The organism is Cytobacillus dafuensis (assembly GCF_007995155.1).
Lineage (GTDB): Bacteria > Bacillota > Bacilli > Bacillales > Cytobacillaceae > Cytobacillus > Cytobacillus dafuensis.
The window spans coordinates 287181-302672 of record NZ_CP042593.1 but is presented as its reverse complement, the minus strand read 5'-3'; the positions used below and the strand labels follow the sequence as shown (position 1 = coordinate 302672).

19 protein-coding genes and 1 pseudogene are annotated in these 15492 nt (G+C 32.9%); 4 read left to right on the top strand and 16 right to left on the bottom strand.

Translation table 11 applies throughout. From position 1 onward, the window contains the following. Positions 1–42 precede the first annotated feature (42 nt). From spoIIP to FSZ17_RS01555, 6 genes are all read right to left on the bottom strand, one after another. Entirely contained in the window at positions 43–948 is a 906-nt protein-coding gene (gene spoIIP / locus FSZ17_RS01575) for a stage II sporulation protein P (RefSeq protein ID WP_057776923.1), read from the bottom strand. After that, positions 938–1474 carry an RNA polymerase sigma factor gene (locus FSZ17_RS01570; RefSeq protein WP_057776922.1) on the bottom strand — a complete coding sequence of 179 codons (537 nt, stop codon included), beginning with the start codon at positions 1472–1474 and terminating at the stop codon, positions 938–940. The genes spoIIP and FSZ17_RS01570 overlap by 11 nt, the downstream gene beginning before the upstream one ends. A 397-nt stretch (positions 1475–1871) precedes the next feature. Next, positions 1872–2252, bottom strand: a complete 381-nt coding sequence (locus FSZ17_RS01565) for a YdcF family protein (RefSeq protein WP_228460265.1) — start codon at positions 2250–2252, stop codon at positions 1872–1874. Beyond that, positions 2234–2371 carry a hypothetical protein gene (locus FSZ17_RS23600; protein WP_228460264.1) on the bottom strand — a complete coding sequence of 46 codons (138 nt, stop codon included), beginning with the start codon at positions 2369–2371 and terminating at the stop codon, positions 2234–2236. The genes FSZ17_RS01565 and FSZ17_RS23600 overlap by 19 nt, the downstream gene beginning before the upstream one ends. Before the next feature lie 289 nt (positions 2372–2660). Further along, complete coding sequence (locus FSZ17_RS01560; protein ID WP_057776921.1) at positions 2661–3311, bottom strand: FusB/FusC family EF-G-binding protein; 651 nt, start codon at positions 3309–3311, stop codon at positions 2661–2663. A gap of 143 nt (positions 3312–3454) precedes the next feature. Beyond that, complete coding sequence (locus tag FSZ17_RS01555; RefSeq protein ID WP_057776920.1) at positions 3455–3724, bottom strand: CD3324 family protein; 270 nt, start codon at positions 3722–3724, stop codon at positions 3455–3457. Between the two features lie 269 nt (positions 3725–3993). Between FSZ17_RS01555 and FSZ17_RS01550 the strand changes: the two are divergent. Continuing rightward, positions 3994–4274 (top strand): annotated as a pseudogene (locus FSZ17_RS01550) (transposase); the annotation flags it as partial. A gap of 201 nt (positions 4275–4475) precedes the next feature. Next, a complete protein-coding gene (locus FSZ17_RS01545; RefSeq protein WP_057776918.1) occupies positions 4476–5048 on the top strand; it encodes a hypothetical protein in 573 nt (190 codons plus the stop codon). 50 nt (positions 5049–5098) lie between these two features. Here FSZ17_RS01545 and FSZ17_RS01540 read toward each other — a convergent pair whose 3' ends face one another. The 7 genes from FSZ17_RS01540 to FSZ17_RS01510 form a co-directional block, all read right to left on the bottom strand. Then, the gene (locus FSZ17_RS01540; protein WP_057776917.1) at positions 5099–5617 is read right to left on the bottom strand and encodes a DinB family protein; all 519 of its coding nucleotides are present in this window, start codon (positions 5615–5617) and stop codon (positions 5099–5101) included. 272 nt (positions 5618–5889) lie between these two features. Next, positions 5890–6078, bottom strand: a complete 189-nt coding sequence (locus FSZ17_RS01535) for a hypothetical protein (protein WP_057776916.1) — start codon at positions 6076–6078, stop codon at positions 5890–5892. Positions 6079–6235: 157 nt separating this feature from the next. Then, positions 6236–6844: a class I SAM-dependent methyltransferase gene (locus FSZ17_RS01530; RefSeq protein WP_057776927.1), complete on the bottom strand. Its 609-nt coding sequence runs from the start codon at positions 6842–6844 to the stop codon at positions 6236–6238. A 316-nt stretch (positions 6845–7160) separates the two neighbouring features. Next, a complete protein-coding gene (locus FSZ17_RS01525) occupies positions 7161–8408 on the bottom strand; it encodes an MFS transporter (RefSeq protein WP_057776915.1) in 1248 nt (415 codons plus the stop codon). Positions 8409–8425: 17 nt separating this feature from the next. Continuing rightward, positions 8426–9022 (bottom strand): ArsR/SmtB family transcription factor, encoded by a 597-nt coding sequence (locus tag FSZ17_RS01520; RefSeq protein ID WP_057776914.1) that lies wholly within the window; start codon positions 9020–9022, stop codon positions 8426–8428. Between the two features lie 205 nt (positions 9023–9227). Then, positions 9228–10043 carry a VanW family protein gene (locus FSZ17_RS01515; protein ID WP_057776913.1) on the bottom strand — a complete coding sequence of 272 codons (816 nt, stop codon included), beginning with the start codon at positions 10041–10043 and terminating at the stop codon, positions 9228–9230. Positions 10044–10208: 165 nt separating this feature from the next. Next, complete coding sequence (locus tag FSZ17_RS01510) at positions 10209–10574, bottom strand: hypothetical protein (RefSeq protein WP_082625460.1); 366 nt, start codon at positions 10572–10574, stop codon at positions 10209–10211. 273 nt (positions 10575–10847) lie between these two features. Between FSZ17_RS01510 and FSZ17_RS01505 the strand changes: the two genes are divergently transcribed. Further along, positions 10848–11318 carry a hypothetical protein gene (locus FSZ17_RS01505; RefSeq protein ID WP_057776912.1) on the top strand — a complete coding sequence of 157 codons (471 nt, stop codon included), beginning with the start codon at positions 10848–10850 and terminating at the stop codon, positions 11316–11318. 175 nt (positions 11319–11493) lie between these two features. Here the strand turns inward: FSZ17_RS01505 and FSZ17_RS01500 are convergent, their stop codons facing one another. Further along, the gene (locus tag FSZ17_RS01500) at positions 11494–11889 is read right to left on the bottom strand and encodes a hypothetical protein (protein WP_057776911.1); all 396 of its coding nucleotides are present in this window, start codon (positions 11887–11889) and stop codon (positions 11494–11496) included. A 57-nt stretch (positions 11890–11946) separates the two neighbouring features. Then, positions 11947–12774: a class D beta-lactamase gene (gene blaOXA / locus FSZ17_RS01495; protein ID WP_228460263.1), complete on the bottom strand. Its 828-nt coding sequence runs from the start codon at positions 12772–12774 to the stop codon at positions 11947–11949. A 284-nt stretch (positions 12775–13058) separates the two neighbouring features. On the opposite strand from blaOXA, the gene FSZ17_RS01490 reads away from it, so the two are divergent. Further along, entirely contained in the window at positions 13059–14420 is a 1362-nt protein-coding gene (locus FSZ17_RS01490) for an aminotransferase-like domain-containing protein (RefSeq protein ID WP_057776910.1), read from the top strand. A gap of 639 nt (positions 14421–15059) precedes the next feature. Here the strand turns inward: FSZ17_RS01490 and FSZ17_RS01485 are convergent. Beyond that, positions 15060–15314: a DUF1292 domain-containing protein gene (locus tag FSZ17_RS01485; RefSeq protein WP_057776909.1), complete on the bottom strand. Its 255-nt coding sequence runs from the start codon at positions 15312–15314 to the stop codon at positions 15060–15062. Between the last annotated feature and the right edge of the window lie 178 nt (positions 15315–15492).

Sequence of the window (15492 nt, the reverse complement as noted above, 5' to 3'; positions counted from 1 at the left end):
CACCCGATGGTTAACCATAAATCGCTAAAAACTAGCTCAAGTTTATTTCTCATCTTTAAGAATTTCTTCAATAACCTCTGCAATAACATCTACTGTTCTATATTCCTCTTGTAATGTGTTTTCGACTCCACCAATTTCTAACAGCACTGAATTCTCTATAACGTCTTGATTGTAGGTGTTTTGTTTTTTTAAATTTTGTTTAACAATCACTCCTCTAGATAAACCAGGATATTTTTTTTCTATTTTTTCATGAAGGATTTCAGCAAACTTCACGTTTTCATCGGAATTAATACTTGAACTGGATACTATAAATGCAATTCTGGAATAATCTTTTCCATTTAGTTCAATGGTAGTATCACTTCTTTTTCGTGAATCTCTGTGTATATCAAATACCATTTTAATAGACTTATTATTCACGATGGCATCTTCTAAAGGTTTTCTTGAGACTTTATATGAGTCGCTAAACGGTAAGCCTTTTTCTATTAAAATCTTCGTTATATTGGTTTCATCATGAATGGAATTAATACCACTCTTTTTTAATGATTGGCATAATCTCTCTCCAACTAATGTGATATTTTTCGTTTCATGAAATGCATTGTTAGGTTCTTTGGTTTTAGATTCTGAAAAAAATGATTCAGTATTATGTGATTGATATATATAGACTAAAGGCTCTTGTTCATTAACTGAAGAAGACATATATCCTTTTCCAAGGTTTTTATGATTATTGTTAAGTACGTCTGTACCGCCAAAAAAGAAAAACCATGACATAGCAATAGCACAAATTACTATACTAATTGAAGCAAATGAAAATTTTTTAATTCTTCTTTTTCTATTTAATTTCCTTGCGGTTTGTCTAAGTTTATTAGATGTATCTAATACAAAATCTGTACTAGGATTAAGTGGATAAGTTTCTTTAATTAGATCAAACAATTCCTTATCAGTTTGCATTTCCAAAAACCTCCTCTGCATCAATGTTTAATTTCTTTTTAAGTTCTTTTAATGCTCTATGATAGTCTACTTTTACCTTTGATTCGCTGCATTGTAGGATTTCAGATGTCTCTTTAATTGAAAATTCATTTATACCTCTTAGTATTACTACAGCCCTATAGTTTGGTTTTAACTTTGAAATGGCTGTATGAACAAGCTTTTTCATTTCATTTTGCTCAATTAAGTTATTAGGCTCCAAATCGTTTGAAACCATTTGCTTAAAAAATCCATCACTAAATATTGAGCTGAATTTTTTCTTTCTATAATGATCAACGGCAGTATGTTTTGCTATCGAAAAAATCCAAGTCTTTAAGTTACCAGGACTAAAATTAGATAAATTGTTCAATACACGAATAAACACTTCTTGAGTCAAGTCCTCTGCATCATTTTGATTTCCAGTGAAACAAGTGAGAAATCGATAAACATCTAAATAGTAAAGACGATAGATTTCAATAATCTTTTTTTCCAAGTTCTCAAAATCCAGCAACTTTTTCCCCCCTCAATTAAGTATTCATTTATTAATCGTTTAAGCCTCAAGAAAGGTTACAAAATTTTACTATCATTAGGAGTAATAATATCTTGAAAATTCTGTACCTATACAAAAAGACCGTCTTTACATGACGGCCTGACATTCTTTTATATTTATATGAACCTAATAGGCTACCAAGTGATTTTTCTAAATACCTTTACTACTTTCTTTATTATTAAAGGATTTTCCTCCTTTAGCTTAACGGCTCTGCTAATCGGACATGAAAAATGAACCAAGAATGGTAGATATGTCTTAAATCATTGCACCAATTAGTGATTTAACATAGACAAAATCCAAGTTCTATTTAATCCAATTTGGAATATGGCGACCAAAGTATTTACCGATTTTCTCCACTTCAGTCATAATGCGACCTTATTCCAACCTCAGACAAAAACCAATTTTCCTTGGTTATCCCATACCTATCGATTACGGGAGAAACGAAGAACTCCGTTTCTTTTGGGAATTCCGCTTGATAAGATAGTAATGCTCGACGGGCGCGTCCCGCTTTACAGACCATTATAACTTTTCTAGGTTGTATTCCCATTTTTCGTAGAACTTCCAATGAAAAACGTGCATTTTCAAAAGTATTTTGTGCTTTATCTTCCTTTAATATCGCTTCTTCAGGCACTCCATTTGCAATGCCAATCTTTTGTAAGTAATCCCATTCAGTTGTTCCAGCGTATGGATTATATCCCCCAGATGGAAGTATGCACGGCGCTAATCCTTGTTTATACAAGAAAGAGCTTTTTCCTTAAGTTGAGGATGGTTACCACCAAAAACTAAAATTACATCTGCTAGAGCAATTTCGGTTTCCACAAAAATAAAGTTGGTAATGCAATCGAATGGATACGACATTGTTTATTCCTCCTTTCTCTTCGGGTTACTTTCGATACTATGGGACAGTAAGATGGTTATTAGAGGTTTATGGACTTTCTCCTCTAATAATATTTATCTAGCTCAGGATTTCTAAAATAGTAAGAGAATTATTCATTATTACTATTTTATTTAGTTTCATTACAAAGGATTGGAGTAAAAACATGGTAGTGGTTAGAAAAATTAAGCCAGAAATGACATACAGCAATAGACATAGAATCCATTTTGAAAAAAATGATCAAAGTGGATTCTTCTTTTACTTGTGAAGTTTTCACATTCCTAGTGAGTCCTTTAGAAAAGTTGTTAAATTTTCAACATTGGTTATTTTATTATTGCATTCGTTGCTATCGGCGCAAATAAGATTGCCGATGGACTTGTAATAATCCGGATTTTTAGGTTTTTTGGCTTTTGTTACAGTGGAAAAATAGGCAACCTCACCAAAGCAATTGCAGAAGGAACAAAGATTTTTTTTACTAGTAGGTGCAAATTTACATTCAATGCCTACCATCTTTCCATCCACCCGATATACAATAAATTTTTTATTGGCTCTTAGATCGTTCCAACTTAAATAGGTCAGCTGGCTGTGGTCTATTTGTGATAAATCAGGCAGCTTTAATTTTTTATTCTTCGGAAACATTTTTCTCAGCTGCTGCTCGGTGATTTTTGGAAAAGGCAGCAAAAAGTCCGAAAGATGCTGGATATATTGCTCATACTCGTCATCTGTTTTCAGTCTGGAAAGATCCAGTATTTCTTGTTGGTCCGATGAAGCATTTGGAATGAGATCCAAGATTTTGGCATTGGCTAAGTCGATCACAGCAGCCAAAACGGTCGGGGGTACATTCTTTTTGGTGCTGTCCTTAATCAAAGCAATCTGTTTTTTTATAAAATTTAAATGTTCATTTTTAATAAATTTTTCGATCATCACGTGTCTCTCCTAACATTTTACTGATGTCTCTTTACACTTATTTTAAAAAATGCAGCTAGCTTCTAAAATGGAGAAAATGACTTAGAAACGTTTTTTACACAGAAAAGCACTGATGAAGAATTTTCACCAGTGCTTTTCACTTACTTTTTATGTGAATAAACAATTTTCTTAATGGTTTCAGTTGAGAGGTAATATTCCTTAGCAAGTTGCTGGATACTGTTTCCACTAATAAAAGAATTTCTAATAGCAGCATTACGGCGATCATGCCACCGTCTCCCGCCACTTGAAGTTCCCCATTTCCGATACTCCGTTTCCGGCTTAGGAATGTAAAGGGTTTCCCCTTGGACATACTTTTGGATTTCCATGATTAGCTTTTCAGGTAAAACTTTGTTTGCATTAATATATTTCAATTTTGCCCGCCCCTTATTTTGATTTTGAAAAAAATAAGGTGCAAAGCCAAAATATTAGAAAAGCTTGTTCAGCGATAAAATTAAATGTCTCGCCCCATGCAAAGTATCGCCTTTCCAATAATAGGCTTTGCATGAGTGGAAGAAGTACCAGACAATCTAACGTGATTCTCCATCTGTAAGCACCCCCTTTAATTTATAATTATAACGAAATTTACTATTCGATTGAATCGTTTAGCTTGTTTTTTAATGGTATATTTTCAAATAGGTTTCACTTATTAATGTATATAAATATTCTTCGTCAGAACATAGAGCATTTTTCAAAGTTAGAGGCAGAGATAGACACTCTCACTAAAAAATTGAAGAATAATATCATCAAATCTATCCTAGGTATCGGAGAAAAGATCGCGGCAACGATTATTTCTGAAATTGGTGAGATAGATCGATTTAATGTTCCTAAAAAACTTGTAGTTTTCGCTAGTGTTGACCTAGTGTATTCGAATCAGGTATGTTTACAGCCACTAAGAATCGTATTACAAAACAAGGATCTAATTATAAAGGGAAATTTTGCTTTACAATCTCTAAATCCCCCCACATTTTAATAAAGCTACCATTAGCAGGATATACGTAAAACTTGTAAGAAAATCCCTTTTTTATAAAACAATCCAGCACAATCGATACACAAAACGTAAAACGAAAACATATATTGGTGAAAAAATCGAAGTTTCATAAACTTATTAAGGGGGGAGCAGTTTTGGCTATTCAAGGTGATTGGGCTTTTTGTGAAAAATGTTACGGATTGTTTTTTAACGGATACGCTCAAAAGGGAAGGTGCCCTGGCGGAAGAGGTGGCCACAAACAGCCACGAACAGGAATGGGTTACAATTACACGCCCAATCATAGTATCCCTGGTAATCAATATACTCAACCTGACTGGGAGTTCTGTGTAAAGTGTCATGGGATGTTTTTTAACGGATATTCAGGGGGAACATGCCCCGCTGGCGGTGTCCATCAGCGCCACGACCAAGCATATCATTTTGTTCTAAAGCACGATGCCCCAAAGCTTTATTCTAATGAACAACCTTATTGGGAATTTTGTGTGAATTGTCATGGGTTGTTCTATAACGGATTTAATGATAAGGGAAGATGCCCTGCAACCCCACGTGTTATGCTTCTTAACGGGGATCATGTACACATTGGTGGCCACAAGAGGCATCCACAAGCGTACCACTTTGTTCTTCGATTTGAGACCCCAGCTCCGCTTGGGTATACACTAAATGTAGGTTGTGGATGGCCGCCTAATCCGAGCGTGTGCCCGGGTTATTGAGTGATCGGGAATCCAGTAATTAAGTGAATCGTATGTTGTTAAAGGCTCCACTAAATCAGCAAGTTGTCTAAAAGTGATTTTATCTCTTTTATTTGTTCTATGTGTCGCTGTTCATGCAAATAGATCTGTTCAATCCATTGATCAAGAGGTAATTCACCTAAAGCAGGATGCTTCACTGATTTTTCCGCCAATATGGATTTATCTTCTATCGTGCTAAGAAAAGTCATCAATTTTTTTCTCGAATCGTTTAACAAATCAACTATTTGCTGAACTTCAAATAGTTCTACATCTGGTTCAACGATTTTTGGAGCTTTAATCTTTTTCGTTCTATCCAATAATATAAGTTGAACGTTTTTACGCTCTTTTTGAGTACTATCAATCTCTTTTAATCCCCATGCAATAGCCTTTATAGATGCCTCTTCCACTAAAACTAAGTGATGGCAAACCTGTGCTATACTCCACATATTCATATCAGGCTTACTATTAAATTGAGCATCACTTAATAAAGCAATCTCCTTTAGTAGATTATTTCTCATTTCATACAGATTATCATTTACTAATTTATTCATGAGACTTCTCCCTTCACCAGAAAATGCATAGTTAGATTCCTATTTATGTATATATTCTCAACGATGAAAAGTATTCTTCTGAGCTTTCTTTCATATTATTAAGTTTAGTAGTATATTGAAATCAATTGATTTTGCTTGAAACATTTTGTCTCGAAATTCATAAACAATAACAATTTCACCAATATAGCCAGCTGGAGAAATTTGACCTACCGTTACCTTAATAAAGAAAAACTACCAAATGGTTTCAGACGGTCTTAAAATTCAAGTTTCAGTTATTGTAATAAATTTAAAATTATCATTAACAAGATAGATATTGATAAGAAGCCAGCCATAAAATACCCAAAATATTTTAATGGTTTTGGCAACTTTTTTACAGCATTCTTACTAACATTTGCAGCATTTCCTTCTATCTTGTTAAAGTGGTCTATTACATCATTAAATGGTTTATTTTCTTCTTTCATACAACCGCCCCCTTTACCACATTTTAATTTATTTATTTATTTTATTATTGTATTAATTGTAAAATCTTATTAAAATAATCTGCCCCTTAATTGAACAAGAAAAGAAGCGATCCTCGTTATTCAAGTATCGCCTATTCGCTTAATTAGAATCGAACTGTTACTTAGAGGGTCTTGCCCGTATTAAATAGATGATATCTGACCAATAACGTTCGATATGATCAACCTGAAGATTCGATTTTTCAATTATCTTATCGATATTTCTGTTACAATGACACCCAGATATTTTAGCATATAGTGGGTCAATCATTTTTTGAGTAAAGGATAGTAATGGATTAGAGCTCAGACCATGTTCCATTAACAGTATGATCCCATCCTTACGGCACCAACTATTAAATTTACTTAATGTTACAATTGGGTCAGGATAACTGCAAAGTGAAAGGGTTGATACGATGCAATCAAAAGAGTTATGTTCTAATATCAACTCATCAATATCTTCCTGTATAAATTCTGCTTTCACTTGAAAAACTGATGCTGCTCTTTTGGCACTCTTAATCATTTCCGAGCTAAAATCAACTCCAGTTACCTCAACATTATTCCTATCATAGTAAGGAAAGTTCGCTCCAGCTCCAACTCCGACCTCTAAAACTTTTCCGTATGCGTTTTTTATTATTTTACTTCTCCATCCAGCAAGCTTTTGATTAGCACGATTATTTTCATACACTTTTACCTGTTTATCATATTTTTTAATTAGCTTTTCTTTTTTCATTTGCTCACTTCCTGAAAGATTAATAAGACTTGAAATAAGCATTTCCTTCATTTTGGGCTTTACCATGTACATAAGATAATTTTAATATTATTCATATAGTAATGGAATTGTTATTCAACCAAACCTCCTTCTGTAGTTAATAAAATGGGAAATGTTCTTTCTTGAAAGAAAGCCCACTATTGTTTAAATACATTTATTCATTAACTTAGCTGGAAATACAAAACTCATATCATTTATTACAGAAATGCAGCCACTGTAACCTAACCAAAAAGTAGCTGATCAAAGCCACACATAACTTAATAAAAAAGTTCATGTACTATATTTCTTCTTTAATAACTTTCGATTTTGCAAGAAATACAAAAGATATTATAGTAATTCCTAGACCACAGATCATCATTATATGCGATATACCAAAATTAAAAACCAGAGCTAAAGAAACGAAGGCATAAGATAAAGGAACCAGCCCATTAGAGAATGCACTTACTAGACTCATAACCCTTCCAATTTTATCTTTCTGACTTTTTTCTTGTATAGAAGTTACTAACATCACATTAATAAAAGATGAAAGCGAACCCATTAAAATTAATAAAAGCACCCCCTGCCAAATTTTCTCTATTTGTCCTAGAAACGTAAGCAATATACCTAATGTACTTATCATTAATAGGATAGCTAACCCCTTTTTTTTCTTAATCGTTAATACTCCTATCATTAATGCTCCTGCAAGCATACCAACTTGGTATGAGCTTTGAAGAAAGCTTAAATCTAAAGCACTTCCCTGAATTACCTTATCTACAACGAGAGGAATCCCCATTAATAGAGGACCAAAGAACAGAAAATTGATAATAACCAGGATTATTAACATACTTTTTAGAGATTGCATACTTCTAACATATGCAATTCCTTCTTTTAACTCTGAGATGGTTGACTTTTTTTTTAGTTTTATATTTTCATTCTCGTTTATAAGTAGAGAGAAAAGAGATGTCATAAAGAGTAAAAGAGCTACGAATAGAAACAAATGGATAAAAGATCCTGCAGCAAGAATGAGCCCTCCAATCATTGGACCGGAAACCATTGCTATTTGATTTGAACTCTGTATCAATGAATTGGCTCGTATCAGCCCTTCTTTTGGAACCAAAATGGGAAGTAATGATGTATTAGCGGGAGAGAAGAAGGCATCAAGGATACCAAATATTAATGCAAAGCCTACCAATGGCCAAATTTGTAACCAACTCATTCCAAGGAAAAAAATCATGATAAGTACTATTAAGAATCTTATCAAGCTTGAAATAAACATAATTTGTGATTTTTTTAATCTATCAGCCCAAACACCACCTATAATCATAAAAAGGACTCTTGGAATCATAGTTGCCATCATGACAATTCCAAGTGAAGCTTCTTTATTCAATTCGGTAATGATATACCACTGTTCTGCAAATAAATATGTGGATAATGACAGAAAAGATGCTGTGCTAGATAACCATAAGAGAATAAATGGTCGATTTCTTAACAATTCTACAAAATAAAACTTGTGATTAGATGCATCTAACACTTGTTGGTTTTCCAATTAGATTCCTCCATTAACTATTTGCTGTTTTTGTTAAATAGTGGTTCCTCTATCTGGAAGGCTGTTGTCATAATGTAATAAAGTTGTTTATCTTCATCATCTGAATCATCATCTATTAGAGAATCTAATAAATTTCTATATTGACGAGTAAACTTTATAAATTTTTCTTTACTTAAAGAGAATTCTCTTTGAATAGACATATTTAACCATTCTTCTACATTAGATGAGTTTAATTCAAATGACTCCTCGGGAGCTGTTAACACTCTTGTTTTAGCTCTGTTTATGACCTCTAAAAATGATTGTCTAGTTGCCTCTTTTGATTCAACGTAACTTAGTAAATGATCAGCTGGAATAAAGCCTCTTGCCACTGCTTGATAATATTTTAGGATATTTCCTCCCCTTTCTTCTTTTTTCACCAGCTTTATGATCCCGTGTTTTTCTAATTCCCTTAGATGATAAAGGATTTTAGCTCTAGAAAGATTTAATTCATTTGCAAGCATATGTCCTGTATGAGGTTGTTCTACTAAAAAAATAAGCATTTTTGTTCTAAGAGGATCACTAATCGCTTTTAATTGGTCGTATGTTTCAATAACTAATATTGGTTTTTGATTCATTATACAATCTCCTTTTTAACCGGTTAAATTTATTTAACTGTATTGTATATTTTAATTCTAAAGATGTAAATATATAACAGGAATTATTTTTATGTTAAAAATATGCTCCCATAGATTAGGTATCGCGCTTATTATTCCTTATTAAACCAAACGGCTCCGTTATTAAAAAAGCGCTCCACTTAATTCGTAGAGCGCACCCGTTTATTTAAAGACTATAGGTTCTCAATTTCTCTTCAGATACTTCATATTTCACCTCTGAAAAGTTTTTAATAAGTAAGGACTCATCTATGAAATTTCCTGTTCTCTTATCAACAACCTTTCTCCATATTTCATTTTTTCGAAAAGTTTTGCCGTTTTGTTTAATAAATTTATGATTTCTTTCCTGAATATGATAAGAAAACTCCCATTCTTTATCAGTATAAATTGCCCCTTTTAAGTGTTTACTTGTTACCCAAGTTCTAATTTGGAAAGGCTGATTCGTTGGATTTTTAAATCTTAAATCTATGTAATTGTAAAACACACTTGCACCACTCCCAAAAGGGAGAACTCTTCCTTCGTCAGGGAAAGGGTCAAAGCTATGATGATGTCGTTCTACTACTTCTAATGGAGTATGAAGTACCATCCAATAAAGGAGATTGGCCAATTGACAGATCCCACCACCGGTACCTTTTTTGACCTCACCCATTGAAAGTAGCATTCCCTCAATATATCCTTTTTTCTTAGTTGTTTTCCCAACTAATTCCCAAAAGGAAAAAATTTCTCCAGGATTAATTATGATACCGTCAATTTTATTAGCTGCAAGTTTTAAATTAGTAATTTTATTTTCTTGAAGTTGAGGGTCGCTATTACCTAATTTTCTTCTTAAAAGTGATTGATGTTTCTTACAAGTAAACGAATAAGAGTCTTTTCTTAAATTTTTTGAAAATCTACTTTTCTCCTTCATATTTCGAATAAAACGGAAAAGTCGCTTTTGGCTTATTCTAAGGCGGTAAAGTATAGGGTAGATTACTGATATTTTCATTTTTCTCTCCCTTTCTACACTTTTAATAATACTCTAATTCAACAATACTGCTCCCTAAGCTAAATAATTACAACAAAAAATGCATTAATCCTTCTTGGATTAATGCATCCTTCGTATTATAAGGTTAGCCAGATATTTCTGCTCAGCCTTTAGCTTAACAGTAAATTACTTCTCGCCATATTTTCCCTCCCTTATTACTTTTCTATATTTCCCACCCTCTTCTTGAATAGCTATTGCTTCTTCTGTATTTATTCCTTTTATAGCGAAATATTTTGTACCTTTTTCATATACATTAGAGAAGTTGCCAGAGTATGTACCCTCTTTATCTGAATACTTTGTTACTACTCCAATTTCTCCATCTATTTCATCTACATATTCATCAGTTAAATGATAAATATAACCATCCCAAACAACAAATGAAGCAGACCAATCTGCTGATGAATTTTCAGAACTGCTATTGTTACAACCAGAAAGAACAAGTATAAAAAAAACACAAATTATTGCAGTAATTAAACATTTTTTTATTCTCAAAAGCACTCCTCCTTTTCATTATTAGACGCTTGTGTCAATATAAGGTTTCTTTATTGTTTCTTAAACTAAATGTTTACGCTAGTTCAATAAAAAAATATTTATTCCTGCAGAAAAAATAAGGGGCTTAAATATCAAACGTTTTGAAGAGAAATGGAAAATTAATGTTAAAATTAATTTATAAATAGTGAATGGCTATACTAAGACTAACTAGGAGCTAACCTTCGTTGACATACATTTTAGTTAAAAAAATATTCTTAATTCGGGGGAAGGGATATGAAGAAAACTTTTATTATTATTTCAGTTATTATTTGTGGTATTTTCTTATTTTTAGATTGGAATTATGTTGATGATGATGTCCGACATATTCTTTTTGAAAAGGAAAGGCCATGGCAGGATAAAGAATTTGAACAAGTTAAAGAAGTGTATGTAACGATAGATGGGGTAGAAACATTATTAACGGAAAATGCTCAGGAGATTCAAGCACTTTTGCAAGATTTAAAATACAAAATGGCAACTAATCAGTATTGGCTCGTAAAGTGGAAGAACGGAGATTTTATTCCTTTTAATGAAGGAGGATGGGAACTTCGATTCAAAACAGATGAATATGATGACTTAAACGCATCATCCGTAAAATATTCACCTAAAGGGGATGTGATTACTTTTAATATGTTCTTTGGAGAAGTTGCTACACTAGACTCAAGCGAAATATTAAAGGATTTATTAAGAGCTAAAAAACTTTTATAGTATCATAAGGCACTAACGAAGAGCTTTATTTGAAGAACAAAAATTATATTCGATAAAAAAAAAACGCCTGGAAAAATCCCCTAACGTTTTTATGTGCTAAATTGACTGTTAGTTATTTTGTTATTTATACTGCTTTTTGATAAATGTGACCTTAACATATAAGGCAATATTATTTCTATCTTTTTTTATAAGCCATATACCCTAAACATATATATAGGAATCCAATAAATAAAATAAAAATTTCAATTTTTAATCCTATTGCCCCCCAAATTACAAAAAACGTGATTATAAAACCTATTCCAATAAGTACAATTAATCCAATATAGATAATATTCCATGTTTTATTTTTAAGTCTTAACGAGCCAATGAATGTAAATAGACCAATAGAAAATATCATGACAAAGATGGGAAAAACAGAGGAGTATTGAGTTGTAGAAGTACTGTTCTCACTACTCCATGCGTTTGATAATCCTATACCAATTAAAGCAAATAAACCAAAAATAATTGCCAAGATAGTCATTACTATTCCAACCAAACTAGCTAAAACCTTTGTATAAAAGTACTCTTTCACAAATTCACCTTATTTCTAAAATATCTTTTATCGAAAAAATACTTTTGACTGCTAGATCTAGTTTATAATATGCATTTTCTTTAATACTTCGATTGTAATATTTTTTGCTTGTGTTCCAGTTCCATTAAGATTTACTGCAAATACCCAAGTTTCTTTATCTGTTTCGATAAATCCTATGTACCATCCTAATCCCATATCCGAAAGTCTTGTTCCTGTTTTCCCATGAAGCGTATAATTGTCTTGTTCATTTTGTATCATCATTCGTTTTACAACTTTTTGGTTTTCTTTTTTAAAAGGGAGATCTTCTTCTACAAGGTCTTCCAAGAAATCAACTTGTTCCACTGCTGAAATCTTTAATGTACTATCGAGCCAGAATCTATCAATTCCCCCTGATATATCTCCGTTTCCATACCCGATTTGGTTCATATATTCTAGCATCTTTATTTCACCTATATCCCTTGCCATATCCTGATAAAACCATATAGCTGACTCCCTCATCGCTGAAGCTAATGAATGATCACGATTCCAACTTTCAAATTCCCTTACAACACCATCCCAACGTTTTACTTCATACTCGTCTCTTAGTGCACTAGTTTCTAACCCTATTAAAGAATTAGGCACTTTAAATGTTGATTCTGGTGTAAGCCTTTTTGTGCTTCTTTCACTGTTATATACATATAGGCTATCATTTTTTAAATTCTTAAGAACCATTGTTCCTTCTTTACCATTAAACAACCCTTCAATTTCTAGTTTCATTGTTTTTTGCACTTCTGCTTTAGTTACTGTTGATAGACATGTAAAAACCAAAATGATTGGAATTAAAAAGAATGCTGCTACGTTAAAGAGTTTTTTTGTTGAACCATTTTTAGATTTGTACATTTTCATAAATAGCCTCCTTTATTGATGAAGAAAATTTACTCTTCTGTTAATTTTATACTATATGGGACTTTTATTTTTTGGAAGATGATAAAATTGTTATCTGTACCTATACAGATAAAGTGAAACTTCAATCAGTAGGGGGGTTCCTTCATCCCACACTGATTGTTAGTTGGACCAATCGGGCTTTTACGGGCTGTTGACCCCCCCACTTAGAAATTTACTCTTAACTCAACTTCTTGAAGTGGGGGTCTTACAGCCCGTTAATCTGCGATAGAATGTGAGGGTTACTTATGGAGAGAAAGTATGAAGAAATAATAAATTATATACTTGGTCAAAAATCAGATGGACATCTTAAGCCTGGTGAAAAGTTACCTTCAATCCGAGCACTCTCAAAAACCTTTGGTTGCAGTATAAATTCGATTGTAAAAGCCTACAGTGAAATGGAAAAAGAACACAAAATCTATTCGGTTCCCAAAAGTGGTTATTTTCTTGTGGGTACCCGTAATTTAGAACCTAATCTAACTGAAGAATTAATTGATTTTTCATCCGCAGGTCCTGACAGATGGAATATGCCTTATCGTGATTATCAGCATTGTATGAATCAGGCAATCGATCTGTATAAAGAAGAGATGTTTCAATACTCAGAACCTCTTGGTCTAACGTCACTCCGTCTTCAGCTTTCAAAGCAACTACAGGAACTTCAAGTTTTTGCATCTCCAGATAGGATTGCTGTAGTCTCTGGCTCACAGCAGGCATTAGATATTCTAGTATCTCTAGCCTTTCCAAATGAGAAAGAGGAAATCTGTGTTGAGCAACCGACCCATTTTAGTTTTATTGATTCCATTCGCTCCCGTGGATTGAATGCAATCGGAATAGAAATGACAAAGGATGGAATTAATCTTACAGAATTAGAAAAGATTTTTAAACAAAGGAAAATTAAATTTTTCTATACCGTTTCAAGATTCCAGAATCCTACCGGATATAGTTATACGAATCAGGAAAAGAAGAAAATCGTAGAGCTGGCACAAAAATATCATGTATATATTATTGAGGATGATTATATGGGAGATCTAGATACAAGGAGAAAGGCTGATCCTATGTTTGCATATGATCCTTCGGGGAGAGTAATATACACAAAAAGTTTTTCGAAAGTCTTATTGCCAGGCTTACGGCTCGGGGCAGTAGTACTACCAGATTCGCTTTTAGGAGCTTTTACCCAAGCAAAATTTGCAGCTGATGTTCATACCCCTGTTATAACTCAAGGAGCCTTGGAAATTTATCTGCAAAGCGGCATGTATAACGCGCATATACAAGGTCTGAGAAAAGTTTATAGTGAAAAAGGGAAAATTCTTAAACAGGCTTTTCATAAATATCTTCCAAGAAATGTTTCATATACTGGTGCCGAATCTGGATTTTATTCAACCATTCAGTTGCCCTCCAATATTAAGGCAGCTCATCTCGTAAATAGCCTTAAGAAAAAGAATGTTCTTATCCAAGATGCGACCGGTATGTATCTACCCTTATATAAAAAGGAAAATGTTATCCGTTTGAGTGTTTCCCAGGTTGAAGACAAAAAAATTGAAGAAGGAATTCAAAAACTTGGAGAAGAGATCGCTTTATTATTAGGAAAAGAGAAGGAATTTATAAATTAACATCCTTCTCTTCATCCTGCATAAATCAATTCTGATATCTTATGTGCAGCTTAGATTAAACCATGATAAATATATGTTATTACATCCATAAAGCTATAATTATCTGGTGCTACACCAGTATGTACCATTTCACTTTCGGCGAAATTATAAATAATCACCAGTATAAACATTATTGCAACTACAAATATAATCGATTTTTTTAACATATTTTTTCATCCTTTCATGTACACATTAAAATTCCAAACTAACAAAAAGAAGTCAGTTCTTATAGTGTAATTTTACACCAATTATAACGATTATTCCCGTTGAAACAAATGGTAATTTATTGAATTAAACAGTCTACCCTGTTTGTCGAATAAAAAAAGCTACCAAAATGGCAGCTACTACTTCAATTAAACCTGTTTGCTGAATATCTTCTGTATTAGGACACCACTATCCTTCTTAAAATAACCTGCCGATCAATATAAAAAAGCGTTTCCACTTATTGTAGAAATGCCCCCGTTAGAGCTTAAACACTTTTAAAAATCTCCACCTATCAATAAAGTCGACTTCTTATGAAAGAATGGTGCACGATTGCTGAACAACAAAAAACCTTGCATTAGCAAGGTTTTCATAATCCCTTTTTTGTCCTATAAAGTATTAGTCTTCTTGCATTATTTCATCAAAAGCTGAAGAAACTCTGTCGAATTCCTCGTCGCTTTCAATGGCTGTGAAGTCTCCATCCTGATTGACCTTTAAAAAGAAAATATCAATGTCTTCCTCGATTTCTTCTTGAAGATCCTCCACAAAGCCGACTGCAACGTATTCTGTCCCTTCCATATTTACCACTGCTAGCACTTCAATTTCCTCGCCCTGGTCATTTGTAAAGATTTCGCCTACTTCGATTTTTCCCATGAGATAACCCCTCTCCTTTTTTTAAAATTGTCTTACACGAATGATCGTTTAGAAGGATTCATAATCATTTTATTTCCAAAGAAGACTAGATTCATGTAGGAAATCTAGATTTAAACATTATACATACAATTATTAATATATATCAAAATCATCAGAAGTTCGAACTATCTTGTCGCTC

Excerpts from the sequence above, each read along its gene's own strand:
- FSZ17_RS01485 (WP_057776909.1), bottom strand. The coding sequence starts at position 15,314 with ATGGGAAAAATCGAAGTAGGCGAAATCTTTACAAATGACCAGGGCGAG.
- FSZ17_RS01515 (WP_057776913.1), bottom strand. The coding sequence starts at position 10,043 with ATGAAAATATCAGTAATCTACCCTATACTTTACCGCCTTAGAATAAGC.
- FSZ17_RS01490 (WP_057776910.1), top strand. The coding sequence starts at position 13,059 with ATGGAGAGAAAGTATGAAGAAATAATAAATTATATACTTGGTCAAAAA.
- FSZ17_RS01505 (WP_057776912.1), top strand. The coding sequence starts at position 10,848 with ATGAAGAAAACTTTTATTATTATTTCAGTTATTATTTGTGGTATTTTC.
- FSZ17_RS01535 (WP_057776916.1), bottom strand. The coding sequence starts at position 6,078 with ATGAAAGAAGAAAATAAACCATTTAATGATGTAATAGACCACTTTAAC.
- FSZ17_RS01530 (WP_057776927.1), bottom strand. The coding sequence starts at position 6,844 with ATGAAAAAAGAAAAGCTAATTAAAAAATATGATAAACAGGTAAAAGTG.
- FSZ17_RS01520 (WP_057776914.1), bottom strand. The coding sequence starts at position 9,022 with ATGAATCAAAAACCAATATTAGTTATTGAAACATACGACCAATTAAAA.
- FSZ17_RS01560 (WP_057776921.1), bottom strand. The coding sequence starts at position 3,311 with ATGATCGAAAAATTTATTAAAAATGAACATTTAAATTTTATAAAAAAA.
- spoIIP (WP_057776923.1), bottom strand. The coding sequence starts at position 948 with ATGCAAACTGATAAGGAATTGTTTGATCTAATTAAAGAAACTTATCCA.
- FSZ17_RS01540 (WP_057776917.1), bottom strand. The coding sequence starts at position 5,617 with ATGAATAAATTAGTAAATGATAATCTGTATGAAATGAGAAATAATCTA.
- blaOXA (WP_228460263.1), bottom strand. The coding sequence starts at position 12,774 with ATGAAAATGTACAAATCTAAAAATGGTTCAACAAAAAAACTCTTTAAC.
- FSZ17_RS23600 (WP_228460264.1), bottom strand. The coding sequence starts at position 2,371 with ATGTCGTATCCATTCGATTGCATTACCAACTTTATTTTTGTGGAAACC.